This window comes from uncultured Shewanella sp. (genome assembly GCF_947501665.1).
GTDB lineage: Bacteria > Pseudomonadota > Gammaproteobacteria > Enterobacterales > Shewanellaceae > Shewanella.
Genome location: NZ_CANMWS010000018.1, coordinates 63,182 through 83,320 on the forward strand (window position 1 = coordinate 63,182; position 20,139 = coordinate 83,320).

Genomic DNA, 20,139 nt, shown 5'->3' on the forward strand with positions numbered 1-20,139 from the left:
AAGGTTATTAAAAGTGTAGGATAAATAGACTTGTTTTGAAAAAAGCTAAGTGATAAATAATAGGGCATGACTAAAATAAAAATAGCGCCTAAATGGAATTAGGGCGCTATGATTAAAAAATTATACATTTATAGTGAGTTCATAGTTCATAGTTCATAGTTCATTAGGATTGAGACCGTTAATACGCCACTCTCCTTCAGTGATTTGATCGCTGTAATCCAGCCAAACTTGCGCATGACTTTTTGCTTCCTTAGCCGCTTTCAATTTCTCATTATCAAAACTGTTTGTTGGCACATCAAAATGGAATTGGCTACCGAGTGCCTGGCAAGCTTGTTCTCCTCCGTCCCAAGAACCTGTATTATCAGTTACTTGCCATAGCTTATTTTGGCTGTCATAACAGGCGTAGGCATAGTCATTACCACAGAATTGATCATCCCAGCGGCCATTACTCCATTGCAACGCACAATGTTGGCTGTCACCCACATTATTGGGTTCATTGACATCCCAGCTCCAAATGCCCGAAGCAAGGCGGTTATCCCTGACGACCATATCATCAAGATTTACGATGTTGGCGCCTTGCTGAAAAAAATCAGTGACATCAGAGTCTGTAATATAATTGTCACTGCCGCCAGTGAAAATATCGGCTATGGCTTTGTTAGTCGTTCTGTCTTCCCAAATACGGCCAACGTTACCCAATCCTGTGTATGCCGTATTTTTCCAATTGATTTCATTGCTACAACCGCCATCTCCCCAAAGAATGACTTTTTTCCCTGCCGCTATGACATCGGCTTTGGTTAAGCTATCTGGAATAGACTGGCAACCTTGACTCTGGTAAATCCATTGACCGAAACGCTCATTTATTTGATTAAATGCATCGGTGTGATGGCCTTCCATATGATCTTCAATGTATAAAATAATGACTTGATCTTCACTATCAGCGCTATTCAGCCAATTTTTTATCTCATTGAGTCCTTCAGTGAAATATTTATCATTCAGACTGCAAAAACCATGGCATAAAAGTAAACGTTTAGGATAGGAAAATAAGCTTTCCATCTTGGCTGTCCAGTGCACATCAAGTTCAATAAAGCGAGCGCCCATAAGCAGTTGTTCATGTAAGTTGTGTTTTTGTTGTGGATCGAGATAACGGCAACCCACTGAGAAATTGCAACTTGTATAAGATTCGGAATTATAACTATTGTGTGTGCCTAATATATTATTGTCGATAATAGGAGAATAAACATCAAGTAAGCGTTGTGATGCAAGTGCTTGTCCTTGCCAAGAAGCATTAAAATCTGAAATACTGTCAGCGTTGACATTAAAGCTGAGTTGACAGCAAGCCAGAATAGCAGCTGACATAAATGTAAAAAATGAAGATGTCATTGAGTCGATCCCTTATTGTATAACGGCTATTGATTAAGAAAAAATGGACTGTTAATTCGGACCTTATCGATAGCCGTTCCCTGTGGATCATTGACATAATCATGATTAACTTAAGGCTAATTTAATGACAAAGAAAACACCGAGTGCTAATGTAGTCATTACGCATTAACCTACCTGAATAAATGTTGATTTGTAATCAATATGTTTATTAATTGTTTTTAATGTATGATTTTTTTTAATGCATGAATCAATAAGAGATGTTGATACCTTATTTGTAAGGCTTGTTATATTACGGGACATGATTGCGCGCAGACAAAATGATATGGGATGATTTATCATAAGTTTCTTTATATAAAAAAAGAGGGTTAGATGAAACCATTATTGAAAATGATAATGAAACATTATGGCTTTTTTTGTTTAGTGCTTTTGTTTCCTTTTGCTGCCATGGCTAATGTTGATAATATTTTCCAGACCATTAATGAGCGGTTAATGTACATGGAAGACGTCGCCCTTTATAAGGCGCAGCATCATTTGCCCATTGAAGACATAGCACGGGAGAAAAAAGTGTTAGCCAGTGCAACACACGCGGCGAGTCAACTGGGTTTACCTGCGAATAAAGTGGAGGTTTTTTTCAAGGCCCAAATTGCCGTAGCAAAAGCGATTCAATACCGTTATCGTGCCCAATGGCTGGCGATGCCCACTTTAGCTACTCCAAAAGATTTGCAAACGCAAGTGAGGCCTGCGCTTATTCAGTTAGGTAAGCAGTTAAATACTGAACTGTCAGCGTATGTAAAACAAGGTGGTCATTTCGTGCCGAAACAATACCAATATTTCAGTGATGCGATTAAGGTCAAATACGTCACTGAAGCCGATAAAAAGTTGCTGTTTAATGCATTGATGCAGGTAACTCAATAATTGCTTTTATTATTATCTAAAAGGTAAGATTTTAATGTGAACCTTATTTAAGGGCATTTTATATGCCATCATGCGCTATGGAGATTGATACATGGAAGATTATACCAATATAGATTTTTCTTTTATTGAACAATTGGAAGGTTTTACATTAATAGGTTATGTACCAGATGCGCAGTCAAGTCAATCTGGTGTGACAATAGGCTCAGGGTTTGATATTGGCCAGCGCTCTGTTTTAGAACTGAAAAATGCATTTTCTGCTTCACTTTTTGAAAAGCTCAAACCCTATGCCACACTGAAAAAGATGGATGCTGTGATAAAGTTAGCAGCGCTACCGTTAACCATTTCAACGGTAGAAGCGCAAGAAATTACCCGTTATAGCCATTCAAGTACGATTAATCGAATAGCCAATGAATGGAATGCTAGTCGCTCTAAAATCCCTTTTGAGCAATTACATTGTATCTGCGCGACAGTTATGTGCTCTGTGGCATTTCAATATGGTTCCTTATCTAAGCCGACACCCAAATTTTGGCAACAAGTGACAACGGAGGATTGGCAAGGTGCGCTCAGTAATTTGAGGCATTTTGGTGATAATTATCCAACCAGAAGAAATAAAGAAGCGGATTTATTGCAATCGTGGCTTGAGGCTAGCGTTTAACCATTAACCATTAACCATTAACCATTAACTATGTTATGAATCGATGTGTGATGAAGCACGAATGAACCAAGCAACTGAATCAAGTAACGAAGATGAAAAATGGATAGCGCAATTTATTGAATAAATTGCGCTTACTGGAGAGTTTAAGAAAAATAATGTCAACTAGTATATTGACATTAAAGCTGTGTCCCCGCTTTCATATTACGAGTGAACTCGCCCATTTTTTCTAGTAGTTGAGCCTCATCATCTTTATATCGGGTGATGATTTTGACCACCGCCGAGCCTGAAATTGCGCCTGCTGCCCCCGCGCTAATGGCATCATGCACTTGAGAGGGCTCGGCGATCCCAAAGCCTAGGAGTGGCGGCGGGGCATAGAATTGATTGAGTTTTTGTAAAATATCGCCAATAGGCATGCCAGCCTTAGATTCCGTACCTGTCACACCTGCGCGCGATAGCAAATAGGTATAGCCTTCGCCTTTGCTGCTCACCGCTTTTAATGTGGTTTCATCGGCATTGGGCGGCGCGATAAAAATCGGGGCGATATTGTGAGCCTTGGCTGCCTTAATGAAGGGTTCGGCTTCTTCCACAGGCACATCGGCAATCAATACGGAATCGACGCCAGCCGCTTTTGCTTTGGCATAAAACGCATCGATGCCATTGGCAAACACCAAATTGGCATAAAGCAGTAAGCCCATTGGAATAGTCGGGTGCTTAGCACGGATTCTTGTGATCATCTCAAAACAGATCTTGGGCGTGGTATTCGCGCTTAAAGCACGTAGGTTGGCCGCTTGAATAACCGGGCCATCGGCTAAGGGATCGGAAAAAGGAAAGCCTAATTCCAATGCATCGGCGCCATTGTCAATTAAGGTATCAATGATTTTCAATGACAATTCAGGGCTAGGATCGCCCAAGGTCACAAAGGGGACAAAGGCACCTTGTTGCTTGTCTTTTAATGCGGCAAAGGCGGTGTGATAACGGTTACTCATGAGAATTCTCCTTTGCTTTTTCAGCTAATATATCCGATACGGTGAAGATATCTTTATCACCTCGACCCGATAAATTGACCACGAGTAGGGTTTCTTTGGTGGCCGCTTTTGCAAGTTTTAAAGTATAAGCGAGGGCGTGAGCCGACTCTAATGCCGGAATAATGCCTTCTGAGCGGGCAAGTAATTGAAAAGCGTCAAGTGCTTCATCATCGGTGGCAGATTCATAAGTGGCGCGACCTGTTTTGGCAAGGTGGGCATGTTGCGGGCCAACAGACGGGAAATCAAGTCCTGCCGAAATCGAGTAAGACTCTTCAATTTGGCCTTGTTCATCTTGCATCAACGGGGCTTTCATGCCGAAGAAAATACCTGTTTTACCATGCTTTAATGGCGCGCCATGCATGGGGGTATCGATGCCTTTTCCTGCGGGCTCAACGCCAATCAATGCAACGGACTCTTCATCGATAAAATCAGCAAACATGCCAATGGCATTAGAGCCACCGCCAACACAGGCGATGACCGCATCGGGTAACCTGCCCTCTTTTTCAAGTATTTGCTGTTTAGTCTCTTCACCTATCATGCGCTGAAATTCACGCACTATGGTGGGGAAAGGATGAGGGCCTGCTGCGGTGCCAAGCAGGTAGTGGGCGTTATCGTAACGGGCAGACCAGTCGCGCATGGCTTCATTGCAGGCATCTTTTAATGTGGCTGAGCCTGAGGTGACTGGAATGACTTCTGCGCCCATGAGTTTCATGCGAAACACATTCGGAGATTGACGCTCAACATCCTTGGCGCCCATGTAGATTTTACATTTTAAATCCAATAACGCACAGGCAAGTGCAGTCGCAACGCCATGTTGACCCGCGCCAGTTTCGGCAATGATCTCTTTCTTGCCCATGCGCTTCGCCAGTAGTGCTTGACCCAATACTTGGTTGGTTTTATGGGCACCGCCATGTAATAAATCTTCTCGTTTAAGGTAAATTTTAGCCAATGGATTAGGGCTTAAATTACGGGTTAACGTGAGGGCAGTGGGTCGGCCAGCATAATTTTTAAGTAGATCTGTGAACTCTGCTTGAAAGGCGGGATCGGCTTGAGCCTCAATAAAGGCCGTTTCTAGCTGCTTGAGGGCCGGGACTAAAATTTGTGGTACGTACATACCGCCATATTCCCCAAAATAGGGGTTTAACTTATTCATACCGTGTTCCTCATTGCATTCTTTAAATATTCTATTGTGGTATTCATCATGTGCTTTGATATTTCAATTCTGTACTTTTGCATTAATATTGACGTAGCGCGTTAAACACATTGGCAATTTTAATGGGATCTTTAATACCTGGGCTTTGCTCAACACCGGAATTAAAGTCTAAACCATAAAAGCCTTGCTCTGCGGCGTGTTTCGCATTTTCGAAAGTCAACCCGCCTGCTAGCATGGCCTCTTCTTTATGAAGTGCGGCTTTTTGCCAATCAAAGGTTTGGCCTGTGCCGCCAAACTGGCCTTGGGATTGACTGTCAAATAACAGTCTGTCGGCATGTGTGGGTAAGGTGACAGATAAGGCGTTATTGGCCGATACGGGCACAGCTTTCCAAATTTGAGTATGGAGTCCCAGTGCTGTTAATGCCACTTTTAGCGCTATGATGTCATCATTGGTTTCATTGCCGTGTAATTGTACCGCAAAAAGGTTGAGTGCTTGTGCAAAATGGGCGATGGTTTGTGCCTCTTCATTAACAAACACACCGACAAATTGCAGTTTGGGATCATTAGGCGTTAATTGACTCAGTAGCAGCTTTGTTTGTTCAAATGTGAGTGCTCGAGGGGATTTTTGAGCAAAAATGAGTCCGCCAAATACGGCGCCCGCTTGAGCGACGCTGCGAATATCGTCAATACGTGTGAGGCCGCAGACTTTGTTATTGCCCAGTAATAATAAACGGCAGGCCAGATCAATATCTTCTTGTGCCATCACAGAGCTGCCCACCAAGAAGCCGTTGACGAGCGGGGCAAGGCGTTTAACCTGCTCATGGGTATAAATACCGGATTCACTGATCACCACTCGATCGCTTGGAATACGTGGCGCGAGCTTTTCGGTGACGCTTAAATCTGTTGATAAGTCGCGCAAGTTGCGATTATTAATGCCAATAATCGGTGCGTTTAATTGAATGGCGCGTTCAAGTTCCTCTTCATTACTGACTTCCGTCAATACATCAAGCTGATAGCGTTTAGCCTCTGTGGCTAAGTCTTGATATTGCCCATCATCCAGTACAGATAGCATGAGTAAGATGGCATCGGCGCCTTGATGGGCGGCCAGTTTGATTTGATAGGCGTCAACAAAAAAATCTTTACAGAGTACGGGCTGAGTGACGCGGCTACGGACACGAGGAATAAAGTCCATATCGCCTTGAAAAAATTGCTCATCGGTTAGCACTGAAATGCCCGCCGCATAGCGAGTATACACATCACTGATGGTTTCAAGATTAAAGTCGTCACGAATAAGTCCTTTTGATGGGCTGGCTTTTTTACATTCTAAAATAAAGCCTGCATTAGGCGCGCTCAGTGCATCATATAAACTTCTATCGGAGATGTTTGGTGACAGTGTCTCTTCAGGAAAACGCTTCTTTAACGCGGTAATATGAGCGGTTTTGGTATCGACAATCTTGGTTAAGACATTACTCATGACAATACTTCCTTTGTGACTATGGCTGAGCCTGTTTGACTGGCATTGGCTAATTCAGTTAATAGGGTATAAGCACGGCCACTTTTGAGTGTGCTTAAGGCTAACTCTGTGCCTGCTTTTGGCGTGTCGGCAAGCCCCGCAATATAAAGGGCGCAGCCTGCATTCATGGCCACGGCGTGGGTGTGGGCCGTTTGGCCTTTACCTTGCAAAATAGCTTGAGTGTAACGGGCGTTTTCACTTGGGCTACCGCCTTTGATATCGGCTAGGTTAGCCAGTGGTATGCCAAGGGCTGTGGGCGTTAAATGATACTCGCGAATATGATTGTCTTTAAGTTCATTGACTAAGGTTTCGCCATGAATGGCGATTTCATCTAAACCACTGCCGTGAACCACCATGGCGCGTTTCACGCCAAGGGCTTGGAGGACTTGGGCAATGGGCGCGACTAAATCAGGACTATATACGCCAAGTAGCATGAAGTCAGGAGTCGCGGGGTTGATAAGTGGCCCGAGTACATTAAATAGGGTGCGCGTTTTCAGGGCTTTTCTGACCGGCATGGCATGTTTGATGCCACCATGATAGTGGGGCGCAAATAAAAAGCATAAACCTAAGGTGTTTAAACATTGACAGGCCACTTCTGGCGACATGGTTAAATTAATGCCAAATTGACTCAGTAAATCCGATGAGCCAGTTTTGCTGGTGGCGCTGCGGTTGCCATGTTTAGCCACGTTAGCCCCTGAGGCCGCGGCGACAAAGGCCGCCATGGTGGAAATATTAATGGTGTCGTGACCGTCGCCACCGGTACCCACAATATCGAGAATACCTTTTGCTTTAACTGCTTCATCCGGTGAAGGGAAAGCCTTTGCCACACTGCGAAGGGCATCGGCGGCGCCAGTGATTTGATCGATAGTTTCGCCATGAATTTTCATGGCGATGAGCATGGCAGCAATAGCTGCTTCACTCATGTTCCCATTCATGATCTCAGTAAAGAGTATGCGGGTTTCATCACGGGTTAAAGAGTGTCCTTGGTAGAGCTGCTCAAGTAAGGCTTGTTGGCTGAACGCTTGATTCATGAATTGGCCTCATTAGCTTGAGTCGAAAGAAAAGCTAAGGTTTGTGTCAGTAATTGACTGCCTAAGGTGGTCAGAATCGATTCTGGATGAAATTGAAATCCGACGGCGCGATGTGCTTGATGCAAGATGGCCATGGGCATTTCGTCTGTTGTGGCGATAATATCCAGGCAATCGGGGACTTGGGTTGCGACTAAACTGTGGTAACGGGCAACCGGCAGTGGTGACGGCAAGCCTGCAAATAGGGTTTGCCCTTGGTGAATAGTGGGACTTGCCTTGCCGTGAACCACTTCTTGGGCACGTTCCACTTTACCACCGTAATGCTCAATTAAGGCTTGATGGCCTAAACAGATCCCAAGCATAGGAACTTTGCCTGCAAGTAAGGCAATGAGTTGCATCATGGAGCCCGCATCATGAGGGGCACCGGGGCCGGGTGATAACACCAGTACGCTGGGTTCATTATCGTTGCGCAATTTATCTGCGATAAAATGTGCGTCGACATCATTACGGTAAATAATGACCTCATTACCGAGGCTGCGAAATTGATCCACTAAGTTATAGGTAAAAGAATCAAAGTTATCGAGTAAATAAATTTTCATTGTCCAGCTCCCATTTTAATGGCAGTGATCACTGCTTGGGCTTTTTGACGGGTTTCATCGGCTTCGGCTTGAGGATCGGAGTCAAATACCACACCTGCACCGGCTTGAATATGGGCGGTACCCTCTTTGACAAAGGCTGAGCGGATCACGATACAAGTATCCATATCGCCAAGACCGTTTAAGTAGCCCACGGCGCCACCGTAGCTGCCACGGCGACTCTGCTCGACGCTGCGAATAAGTTGCGCTGCACTGACTTTAGGGGCGCCGGTTAAGGTGCCCATATTCATGCAGGCTTGATAAGCATGCAGTGCATCTAAATCTTGGCGTAATTGACCTGTGACGCGACTGACTAAGTGCATAACGTGCGAGTAACGATCCACTTTTAATAGCTCTGGTACTTTTCGGGTACCACTTTGGCTGATGCGGGCAATATCATTGCGTGCTAGATCCACTAACATGATGTGTTCAGACAACTCTTTTTTATCTAATCTGAGATCCAGCTCTATGCGGCTATCAAGATCAAAGTCAATCTCTCCATCGGCTGTTTTTCCGCGTCTGCGCGTGCCAGCTATAGGGTAAATTTCCACTTGGTTGGTGCTGGCCTCATATTTAATGGCGCTTTCAGGTGATGCGCCAAATAAGGTGAAATCCGGCCCCTTGACGTAAAACATATAAGGACTCGGATTGGTAAGCCTTAATGCTCGATAGGCGCCGAGTGTATTGGGGCAAGGCAAGCTAAAGCTCCGAGAGGGCACGACTTGAAAAATATCACCGTTAATGATGTGGGATTTCAAATCTGTGACTTGGGCTTTAAAATCTTCGTCACTGACATTGACTTTTACCTCATCATCAATAGGTTTGAGCTCTGCTACTTGAGGCAGGGTTTGACTGAGCTGCTGTAAAGCATTTCGCCTTTTTGCCATTGTATTAATGGTGTTTGAATTTTCTTCTTGGTTATTGGGTGTAAAAACATGGGTGATAATATTGGCGTGTTGGGTTTGATGATCCACTAAAATCAAGGTTTCGGCCAGATAAAAGAGATAGTCTGGGCAGGTATTTTCACTATCAGGCACTGATGGCAGAGGCTCGACACTGTCAATTAAGTCGTAAGCGAGTACCCCCCCGAGAAAGAGTTGTTCAAATGCTGGGGCTTGCTTACTGTGCATGTGCTTTACTAAGGCACGTAATCCATCAAGGGGAGAGACAGATGTTAAGCGGGCATCTTCATCCTGCTGTTGGGTTACTTTGGTTAATGTGACAATTAATTGCTTGTCTTGGTGTGAAGTAGACTGTGTTGTACTTTGGGCAGCGAAGAAATCGTTGATGGGGTTAAGTAGTTGAGCACCATTGTCTGTTAATGCGCTAAACGATAACTGATAGCGGTCGCAACGGATCATTAAGGCACTATGGGTCAGCAGCATACTTTTAAGGTGCGCTTTGCTGTCAATTTCAGCAGATTCAAGCAACATAGTATGAGGCGCATCACCAGTGAGATGCTGATAAAGCATGAGGGGATCATCATGATAAGTGATGCTTTCACTGTCTGTAATGACGCTGGCTAAGGTTGAGGGTGTCATAAATATCATCCTGCTAAATCAAAAAACGGCTAAATTAAAAATAAGTTCAGTGTATGCATTTCAATTGATTACGATACCTCGTGTATTGCAGTCTGCTGGTTGAACACATCGCCTTAGCTAAAAATGCAAAAAAGCCCGCAATGTGTGCGGGCTTTTTGTTTAAATCTTGTCTCATTTTATGAGCACAGAGTTTCACACGACCCGCTAAGTTGGGAAGTGCCACCACCAAGAAATGTGTGAAGAAACGTTAAACTGTGTCATAAGGCTCACTATCAAAAATTGACTTTACAAAAAGTGATTAAAAAATGTCATTTATTGCGCTAAATAAAAAGATGGCGCTAACAATCACTATAAGAACATTTGATACCTTACTCTGTCAATTAAATCTTGTTTATTTTGGGGCTTCTTTTGATTTTTAGTGGCTGATACTGTTTTTACTTTAGAATTCAAACGAATTGTTAGCTTCTAATTTACATTTTGACATATTTCATCTTTTGAAAATCCATTGTTAACCAATTTAATTGTTTAAATGCAATTATATATTTCATTATCACTCTGTTACACATTAACGTTACATTAATAAAAGTTAATCATTATACTTAAACTCCTATGTCCTAATGGTTGTCACCCACTTGGTGGGGAGGGGGAGTGATGTTTAATCCAGAGTCCGTTCTTACACGTGTTATTGTGTCGAGTGTTATTTTTACTATGGTGCTGACTTTGTCTGTTTCGGGTCGAGCCATAGCAGTCGATAATACTGCAGAACTACCTTCAAATATTGAAATGATCAGTACCGGTACCACTCCCAGTGATTTGTTTGTGCCTCAAGCGGTGGGAAGCAGTGTCTCATGGACTGACACGCTAGGGCTTCCAGCATTAACGGCGGCGTCAACATCCCCTGTTTCTCCACTGTCATTAAGCTCAGCAATTAATGCCAAAGACGGTAGAGTGGTGACGTCACTGCAGCCATTACTCATCGCTCCAGCAGAGTTTACTGGGCCTTCATTGTTTTTTGTGGTGGCCAACTCCCCGACGCAAACCGGTGAAGAAAGTAGCATGGCTGAATCTGGTACGATTAATGATAGCCGCAGTTGGCAAGTCAATAAACCGCTTATTCAAGGTGAAACGTATTTTTGGAAGGTGATAGATTTGACCAATGGTGTGGACTCCGACTGGTTTAGCTTTTCAGTGGATATCCATCGGGGCGATTTTCAGCCCAGAGATGAGGTGGGACCGTTAACGGTGGGATTAGCATCGGGAGAGCTTGTGGCTAATTTTGTCAGCAGTGGTGTCTATAGTATGGCGGATACGATGCAATTATCATTGACGTATTCATCTGGTGAACGCAGTAATAGTTATCTATCAGAAGGTTGGAATATTGCAGGCTTGTCATCATTAGGTTATGTGCAGGCTCAGTTTGATGATGTGGATAGTGACGGGCAAGCCCATGCCATTAGCTTGATGAGTCTAGCGGGAAGTCGGTTGCGTTTTACCTTAGATGAAAAGACAAATCTATGGCAAGTAAAAACCAGTGGTGCACTTCCTTCAGGATTGTCAGGCAGTTTATGGGTGAACACAGACAGTGAGAATGTGATCACCTCCATTATTTACACGGATATTTCGGGTAATGTCTCTGAGTTTGATGCGAACGGATATTTAACAAGTCAGAGTAAAGTTGGTAAGTTGAAAGATGCCGTTTGGTCTGTTACTTGGACGAATGGTCGAATAGAAAAGATTTATGATCCCGTGAGTGGACGTTTCGCTGCGTTTAATTACACGACATTGGCTGATGCAGATGGACCCTATCGTCCCGGAGAAGGCTTTGTTAGACCCGCTAATGGAAAGTTGACTCGCTTTACTAATTTTGATGGCACTAAGATCACCTTGTGGTATGACAGTAATGGCAATCTAGCGCGCATGGCACAGGGTAATGGTGCGTTAGTGGATTTTGCTTATGACAGTGCGAATAACTTAACCAGTGTCAGGACTTCTGAGGCGGCAGATGCAGATTATTTCAGCGGATTATCCAATGACAGGCGTTATGAGATCCGATATGGAACTGAGAGTGAAAACTTAGGTAAGGTCATTAGCATAATGATGCCCGCAGATACACTGGGGGCAAACAGGTTAAGTCATTTATACCAATATCAGGCAAATACTGATAACAGTGGTAGTACCACAGTAACTCGGCTTGTAGGCAGTAAAAGCGTGCCGTTACAAACGGCATATTATGACCAGTACTGGCGAGTGACGCGTTCAACGGATTTAATGGATAATTTAACTTCAGAGTGGGTTTGGGATGAGAGCGACTTATTAACAGAAGTTAAGCGTGACATGGTGAGCGGTGAAAAATCACAAGTACGCATTAATTATAATAGTTTAGGATTTCAAACACAGGTAATGGGCCCGGCTCCGGCTTCTCAATTTGATGATGCGCCAATATCTACACGTCAGTACGATGAAGGGATTGCACCTTTGGTAATAAGAGCTTGGAACAATGCCGAGTTTTCAGGAGCACCACAGGATGTAGGGACTGGGCAACTCGATTTTGATTTAAACACATTATCTTATTTTACCCCCAGCAATGAAGGCTGGTCAGCCTTAATGAGTACGGTTTTCATCTCGCCAGTGAGCGGTGACATTGTGTTGCAGGGGACGTTATCTGAGTCGACAGGTCATTTCCAATTGTTAGTCAATGACGCTGAAGTGATTGATGGGTCGACAGTGGTGTTATCGAATGTTAGTGCAGGAGATGCAATCCCACTGAATATTCTTGTGTCAGGCAGTGATAGCCCCAGTGGTGCATTATCGCTTGAGTATACCACAGATGGTGAGCACGCTAGTGGCTGGCAAGGCATAACGGCCATGCAATTAACACCAGGTTTAGGTTTAGTGACCTCTGAAAGTAATAGTGAGCAATTATCGAGTAATGGCGGAATGACGACGTTAATGACAACACGCCAATATCAAGACCCTATGTTAGGGAACGTATTGAGTGTGCAAACGGAAGGTAACGAACTGTCATTGGCTTATGATGATGTGGGAGAGTTTGGACGTTTAAAGAGGCAAGCATTGAGTTCGGGGCTTGGGACGAATTTTACCTATTATGGCGCATATGACTCAACGGGAGAACCCAGTGGATTTTGCTCGGGGTTTGACGCGCAGGGCAGTGCGGGGCAATTGGCCAGTTTACAGATAGATTCTGCCGGTAAAGGGCCGATGACAATGCAGTATGCCTATGATAGAGCTGGGGTTAAAATTGGTGAGCAGTCCAGCGATGGTGTGCAGGTGTGTTACGACTATGATGAACGTTATCGGTTAAGTAATATGACGGTGAGTCAAGGGAGGGACACGCTTAAAAGTATCAAGATGGCTTATCACTTTTCTGGTAGCGAGTTAGTGCAGTTAATGGAGAGTAATATTGCTGCCGACAATACGAGCAGTCAACGTTTATCGCAAGTTGATTTAAGAGGCCAGTTAACGCGCAGTCAAGATGAATGGGGCAGTGTGTTTACGCAGGAGATGGATTTAGCGGGACAAACATTGACACAAAAAGTTTCCGGTATGCCCGAAGTGGGGGAAGAGTGGAACGTAGAGCTTGTTTTCACCTTAGATGATGCAGGAAAGCCCCTTACGATAACCCGAAGCAGTAATGGTAGTGTGGCACAAACGCTTGCAAGTATGAGCTATCAATCAGGTGAATTGAGCAGCGTTGATTATGGTAATGACAGTCAAGTGGTGTTTACTCGTAACGCTTATTCTCAAGTGGATTATGGGCAATGGTCACTGCCTAATGGGGGCAAGATAACAGATTACCGATTAATGGCACCAACGGGGCGTGTGTTAGAAGAAACATTGACACACTTTGATGGCAAGACTGCGGTGTTTAAGCACAGTTATGATAGGCAGTTACGCTTGATATCCACGGGGTTATCGGGCACGCAGGCCGCGTTAGGTTCGTCAGGGTATCAGTGGCAATATGATTTTAATAAAGGGCAAGCGGGTAAAGATGGAGCGGTGACGCAAGAGCTTATTTCATACCCTGATGGCAGCAAAGAGCAGCGAGACTTTAGCTATCACAATGCGGATGGGGTGACAGGGGTTGCATCCCAGGTATGGCCAGAGGGTGATGAGACTGATGATGCGCTGACAAACAAGAGTTTGCAGGTCAATTATGATGAGAGTGGTTATGCGATGACCTCAGTCGAGCGATCCGATGGCGCGATATTGTCACTCAATTATGATGAAAAAAATGATTTAATTCAGGCTGATGATAACTTAGGTAATCAAGTGATTTATACCCGAGATGCGCAAGGTCACGTGCTAGCGAAACAATCAAGTTTTGATGGTGTGGACAGCATGTTGTTATACAGTTTAATGGGCCTAAGCTTAGGACAAAATCGCTCGCCCCTTGTGCAAACGATAGCGTTACCCGGTGGGGCCGTGGTGTCAATGATGATGGATGAGTCCCGTCAAAACTGGGGGTATAACTCATTACAAGGCCATCGTTTGTTTGCTCTTGATGTGACACAGAATGAGACACTTGTGAGTGATATGAGCTTATTCAGTCCTTATGGTGAGCGTTTAGGTGGCAGTAATACCAATATAGAAGGGGCGCCTAATCTTGGATTTGACAGTGGCAGCGGTGTTGAAACTGAAGGGATGGTGTTTGATATGGCCTTAATGGGGGCGCGGGTGTACTTGCCCACATTACACAGTTTTACCACACTTGATCCGCAGTTAAATGGGGGGAGCAGTCCTTATAGTTATGCCAATGGCGATCCCATTAATCTACACGATCCTAATGGACATAGTGCGAAAAATAAGCATGAGAATACCAATATTTTAAGTGGTAAGTTTTGGAATGTGAAAAACCCTTACATGTGGGCGTTTATTGCAGGGGCGTTAGTGGGAGTTGTGTTAGGGGTTTTTGCTGTCGGTATTGTTGCGGCGGTGGTGATTGGTTTACTTATTACGCCAATTATAGCAGGAGGCATAGTGGTCGCGATTAGCTACTCGAATGGGGATCATAGCTGGAAAAGTTTGCTCACCAAGTTTGGTATCGCAGCAGGTTATACGGCACTGGGGGCTTTTGTAGGCTATGGTGTGGGTCGAGGAGTGCGTAAAGGCGTGGATAAATATCGTTATCGAGCTAGGGTAAATCGTCAACTTAATAATTGGCAAAATTTCATTGATAATAATACTCGGGCACGTTTTTCTACTCGGGATTGGAGAAGTTCTCGCTATAATTCACAATTAACCACGCCTAATATGACCAGGCAAAACTCGACGACTTCAAGATACAGCAGTATGGGCAATTACGGCATTTAACTGAGGAATATGTAGAGTCATTATATCATAATAATGACTCTATTAAATTCTTATGGAACTGTCTGTGTTTTATTCATTTTATGGGTTTTAAATTAACCCGTTAATCAACATTGTTTGAGAATGATTATGATATTTTTAAGTAGATGTTTTTTTATGTTTTTTATTATGGTTATATCTTTAATAGGTAATATAACTTTGGCAAATGAGTTAATTGAAGCGAATAATAAAAACGCAATGAGTTATTATTATATAGTTTCGCCTATCGATACTGATTGTAGTTTGGCATCATTTGAATCTGGCTGGATAATTGAAAATGAATGGCCGTTACCTGATGGGGTATCTGAAGGGTGTGATTATCAAGTGAGCGTTTATATTAATGGTGGATTAACCAATGCAGATATTGATGTTCAAGACATCATTCATATTGATATGAATCCGGCGACTCAAAGTATGATGGCAATGTCAACAACATCACTCAATAGTGATACTCATAAACAAGGCATGGTATTTTCAGTTTACAGTATGTTGCCTGAAGCGAGTGATACGGCATTAGAACAGTTAACTAAAATATACGACAGAAGTGGTGTTGATAAGGGGGATAGAAGTGAAACCGATGAGTTCCTATTGTATTTATCTGATAAAGAACTGGGCAATGACATTGCTGATTTATTAAACGCCTATCCATCTATTATTCCTGATGATTACACTCATAGACTGTCTATGGATATTGAAGAAATAAAAGATAATACTTTTGATTCTATGTTTTTTGATGATAATGAAAACCCTTTTTCTGGACGGGAGCATCATACACATTATTATTCAATGAAAATGAAACTCGATTACCCTGATATTATAGCAAGAGATAACTTTTATAATAATAAAATACAGCCCAGTGTTGATAATTTAGTTCAGTATCCAGGAAATAGTAAAGTGTTTGACTATGACTGGATATTAACAGGGCCTTCTTTAATTAATTATCCTTTTACCAATGCGTATTGGATAAAAGGCTATGCTTTTTTAAATGTACCTGTTTCAGGTAATTATACTTTTGGACGACGATCGGCTGGAGGCATGAATTTATCGATAGAAAATGTGCATGGGAAAACGATGCAATTGTTAAGTGAAGATGCATGGGCATTAGAGAATAGAGAAACTTATGGTTTTGATGATAATGCGACAAATTGCTCTGATTCGTTAATATATGGATATAAGAATTATACTCAAGAAGTTTGGATGGGACTCGTACACACTCGTTTAGGTGAAACTGAAGGGGCGTACTATGATATGGAACATTTGCCTTATCAACTTTATAGTTTTACGGGCATTAATTGCAGTAATGATTATCAAACGGTATGGGGTCAATCACAATACTTAGAAGCGGGCCAAACGTATTTAATGTCTTTAGGTGCTTGGTCTGGTTGGCGGTCGATAGAACTCATGCTGCAAGTGATTGGGCCCGATAATCAAGAAATAGGTTTGCCTATAAGTTGGTTGACAATACCTGAACCCAGCCTCTTTGATACGAATACGGCATGGCATAACCATTTAAACATAACTGAGAGTTTTGAGGTTAATGGTAATAAATCGCACATTACTGCTGCCAGTAATTATGTATGGGGCCAAGGAACCATTATCAGTCGGTTGGAATGGATAGCGGATAGCAGTAATGTGGATGTTCACTTTTATTTAGATAATGGAGAAGATATCTCAGAGGTATCAAGCATCACTTTAGAAACGGATATCGATGCCGATGTTGTTTCGATTGTCAATACGAGCCAGGGGGATTTATGGGCTGTATTGGTCGTTAATGCTCAAGGCGCTGCGCAATTATTTACGATACAATCTCCTTTAACAGAAAAACCTGTTATGGCTGAAATAACGCTTGAAGAGGAGAAGGTTTATTCAGGTATATTGGCGATAAGTGATTATGGTGAACGTCTTGCACTGGCGCAGTCAGACAGTATTGCTATTTATGAGGTGGATTCTAGTTCTGGTGTATGGGCATTATCGAGTCAAGTTGATGTTGAGGTTGAAACAGGCTCTGAAAGCCGTGGATTAGCATTTTTAAATTATTATCCTAATATGTTGTATGTTGCTAATACAGGTGGCTATATACAAAAATACCTTTATGACAGAGAGTTGAATTCTTGGCATAAAGGGGAGTTTAATGTGTTAGGTTCAAAGTTTGCGATATCGACAGATACCGGTGAAGCAATTGCAGTAATGAATACTCAAGGTGTAGATATCTATAAAATTGATTATGATGGAAATGAAATATACCAGTCCAGCATTAAACCAGTGCAAGACTTTGACAATCGCGATAGTGACATTGCGATTATTGCCGATAAACTAGCTTTACGTGCTACAGACAATGTTCGAATATACAGTGCAATTAATAATGACTGGTCGAAAATTAATCCAAATTGGTACTCGCTGGAAGAAGAAAATAATATATTTGATACTTCTCTGTTTTGGTTAGCTAATTCTGGAATCGCGGGTGATGTTATTCTTGGTCATATAAACGAAGAACAACATTTTGATTTATATCGAATAGGGGTGGATGCAATGTCTACCTATGATGAAATACTGTATTCGGTGGTTATTAATAATAATAGTGATTATCCTGTGTATTCAAGTCAGATGGTTATAGCTCCTGGGCAACAAGTAGAATTATTTACGAAGCGCTATGAAACATTATCAATGAACTCAGGCTTTTATTTATTAAATTATGATGATGGATATGAGGCCGTTAACAATAAATCAGCATACAGCATTCGGATTTATCATGATAGCCAAATTAATATAAATGCATCGAGTTCTACAGAAAATACAACTTATATATACTGCCCATCTCCTGAAAATATAAAAGTGAGTGCGTTAGAATATAATATTAATAAAAGCAGTCAAGATTTTGAAGTAACTGCCTATCCTTATTTAGGAGATAATGATAAGTTAAGTGAAGAGAAAAGATACTCTTTGAATAAAATTCCTTTAGTTAATGTTTCAAGTGTTTCTACTGTTTATAATAAGTCAACAGGAAAAAAAGACTTACTCGATTCAGGTGATAAATTGGAGTTTATTCAGTTTTTTAAATCATCACTGGCAGTGAATTGGAGTACAACAGGATATATGAACCCAGAGGAACCAGAACCAGAAATTTATAGTATAGATACGCCTTATTGTTTATTGGAAGGGATTGCTGTCATGGAAGGGGGGAAGAAGAAATTAATAGAATACAAATTCAATTTTTCAGATGAATATATTAGTAACCCCATTAGTATTGACCCTTATGCTGTTAGGAGTTCATGGGATAAAGTACGAGAGTTAAGTTTTAATCATTATTTATATAAATGCAGTAACTGTGCAATTAGTACAATAGATATTAATGCAGAACAATCTTATTTTACTCCACCGATTGTATTTTCCATTGTCCCAGAGATATCCTCCGTTGATGGATATCCTATTTTAGTCCTTAATGACAATTTTTATAATACGATGATTAGTGGTGGTATTGATAATTTTACTTTAATAGATTTTAATTATTTTAATTTTGGTCTTTCTTATTCTGGAAAAAACCTTAAATTAGCATTGGGAGAGACTGTTCAACTGACGAAAACAGTATCGAATTTATCAAATTCAGTGACGACCCATCCTAGTATGAAGGTGAATTTATTACAGTATGATAATACAACCCAAAGGTTGCATATTATTCTCAATGAGGTGAATGGCTCAAGCTCTATCGATTGGACTTTTGAGAGGAAGCGATTTGACCCTGACGATGGTGATGGTGATGGTATTGCCGATGTCAATGATAATTGTATTAGCGTGTTTAATCCCGATCAAAAAGACAGTGCTGGTTCAACGTTAGGCGATGTCTGTGAAGATAGCGATGGTGATGGCCTTTTGGATGCTGATGAGTTGAATTTATATGGGACAGATCCGAACAATAGTGATACAGATGGGGATGGGATAGCCGATAATATAGAAATTTTCATGTATTTAACCGATCCAAATGACAGTAATGCAGATAAAGATGGTGATGGACTAACTGATAGCGAAGAAGTGCTTATTTATAAGACTAGTCCAATCAGCAATGATACCGACCGTGATGGTATACCCGATTGGGATGAAGTTAAACTCACTAAAACTGATCCTTTAACCCAAGATTTATGTCATGGAGAAAAGCCAACGATTTGGGGAACATCTGGAAATGATAAGTTAACGGGTACTGGTGACAAAGATGTCATTATGGGATTTGGAGGTGATGATACCATTTATGGGAAAGGTGGAACGGATGTTATTTGTGGCGGCAATGGGAATGATTACATTGAAGGAGGAGATGGGGCTGATCTGATTGATGGTGGAGATGGGGATGATACGCTAAAAGGAAATAGCGGTGGCGATTTGATTTATGGTGGTTCTGGAAAGGATAAGATTTATGGTGGCAGTGGTCATGATTACATTTTTGGTGATGACGGGAAAGATACTATCGAAGGGGGAGATGACTGGGATTATATTGAAGGGGGTAAGGGTGATGATATTATAAAAGGTGACCATGGAAATGACTTGATTTATGGCGGTTCTCCAGGTGAGTTTTTGTATAAAGAAGATGAGCAGACCGAAGCGCAGTATCTTGAGGCGTTGAAGGTTAGAATGGATATTCTGGAAGATTCAGGCAATGACACGATCTCAGGTGGTCATGGCGATGATACGATTTATGGTGGTGATGGCGATGATTGGTTAGATGGTGGCGATGATAACGATGAGATTCATGGTGGTGATGGCAATGACACTATAAAAGGTGGTTCGAGCGGGGATTACCTTTATGGTGATGCGGGTGATGATATTATCAAGGGGCAAAGTGGTGGCGATCATATTTATGGTGGAGAAGGAATAGACTCATGTGAGGGCGGAGATGGCAGCGATCATAAATATGAGTGTGAATAATCAATAGGTATTTAAC

11 protein-coding genes are annotated in these 20,139 nt (G+C 42.2%); 4 read left to right on the forward strand and 7 right to left on the reverse strand.

Annotation, left to right across the window (positions count from 1 at the left end):
* Window positions 1–153: 153 nt before the first annotated feature.
* Entirely contained in the window at window positions 154–1,380 is a 1,227-nt protein-coding gene (locus Q0976_RS14875) for a phosphatidylinositol-specific phospholipase C domain-containing protein (protein ID WP_299494647.1), read from the reverse strand.
* A gap of 369 nt (window positions 1,381–1,749) precedes the next feature.
* Between Q0976_RS14875 and Q0976_RS14880 the strand changes: the two genes are divergently transcribed.
* Together Q0976_RS14880 and Q0976_RS14885 are read left to right on the forward strand one after the other, a co-directional pair.
* Entirely contained in the window at window positions 1,750–2,295 is a 546-nt protein-coding gene (locus Q0976_RS14880; RefSeq protein WP_299494648.1) for a chorismate mutase, read from the forward strand.
* 91 nt (window positions 2,296–2,386) lie between these two features.
* Window positions 2,387–2,950, forward strand: coding sequence for a pesticin C-terminus-like muramidase (locus tag Q0976_RS14885; RefSeq protein WP_299494649.1), 564 nt, complete (start codon window positions 2,387–2,389; stop codon window positions 2,948–2,950).
* 176 nt (window positions 2,951–3,126) lie between these two features.
* Here Q0976_RS14885 and trpA read toward each other — a convergent pair whose 3' ends face one another.
* From trpA to Q0976_RS14915, 6 genes are all read right to left on the reverse strand, one after another.
* Window positions 3,127–3,936: a tryptophan synthase subunit alpha gene (gene trpA, locus Q0976_RS14890; RefSeq protein WP_299494650.1), complete on the reverse strand. Its 810-nt coding sequence runs from the start codon at window positions 3,934–3,936 to the stop codon at window positions 3,127–3,129.
* Complete coding sequence (gene trpB, locus Q0976_RS14895; protein WP_299494651.1) at window positions 3,929–5,128, reverse strand: tryptophan synthase subunit beta; 1,200 nt, start codon at window positions 5,126–5,128, stop codon at window positions 3,929–3,931. Before trpB ends, trpA begins: the two co-directional genes overlap by 8 nt.
* Window positions 5,129–5,210: 82 nt before the next feature.
* Window positions 5,211–6,602, reverse strand: coding sequence for a bifunctional indole-3-glycerol-phosphate synthase TrpC/phosphoribosylanthranilate isomerase TrpF (trpCF, locus tag Q0976_RS14900; RefSeq protein ID WP_299494652.1), 1,392 nt, complete (start codon window positions 6,600–6,602; stop codon window positions 5,211–5,213).
* On the reverse strand, window positions 6,599–7,672 hold the full coding sequence (trpD, locus tag Q0976_RS14905) for an anthranilate phosphoribosyltransferase (RefSeq protein WP_299494653.1): 1,074 nt from the start codon (window positions 7,670–7,672) through the stop codon (window positions 6,599–6,601). The genes trpCF and trpD overlap by 4 nt, the downstream gene beginning before the upstream one ends.
* Window positions 7,669–8,268, reverse strand: coding sequence for an aminodeoxychorismate/anthranilate synthase component II (locus Q0976_RS14910; RefSeq protein ID WP_299494655.1), 600 nt, complete (start codon window positions 8,266–8,268; stop codon window positions 7,669–7,671). Before Q0976_RS14910 ends, trpD begins: the two co-directional genes overlap by 4 nt.
* The gene (locus tag Q0976_RS14915) at window positions 8,265–9,845 is read right to left on the reverse strand and encodes an anthranilate synthase component 1 (protein WP_299494656.1); all 1,581 of its coding nucleotides are present in this window, start codon (window positions 9,843–9,845) and stop codon (window positions 8,265–8,267) included. Before Q0976_RS14915 ends, Q0976_RS14910 begins: the two co-directional genes overlap by 4 nt.
* Window positions 9,846–10,496: 651 nt before the next feature.
* Here Q0976_RS14915 and Q0976_RS14920 point away from each other — a divergent pair.
* Both Q0976_RS14920 and Q0976_RS14925 read left to right on the forward strand, forming a co-directional pair.
* Window positions 10,497–15,176 carry an RHS repeat-associated core domain-containing protein gene (locus Q0976_RS14920; protein WP_299494713.1) on the forward strand — a complete coding sequence of 1,560 codons (4,680 nt, stop codon included), beginning with the start codon at window positions 10,497–10,499 and terminating at the stop codon, window positions 15,174–15,176.
* A gap of 195 nt (window positions 15,177–15,371) precedes the next feature.
* Window positions 15,372–20,123 (forward strand): hypothetical protein, encoded by a 4,752-nt coding sequence (locus Q0976_RS14925; RefSeq protein ID WP_299494658.1) that lies wholly within the window; start codon window positions 15,372–15,374, stop codon window positions 20,121–20,123.
* Window positions 20,124–20,139 lie beyond the last annotated feature (16 nt).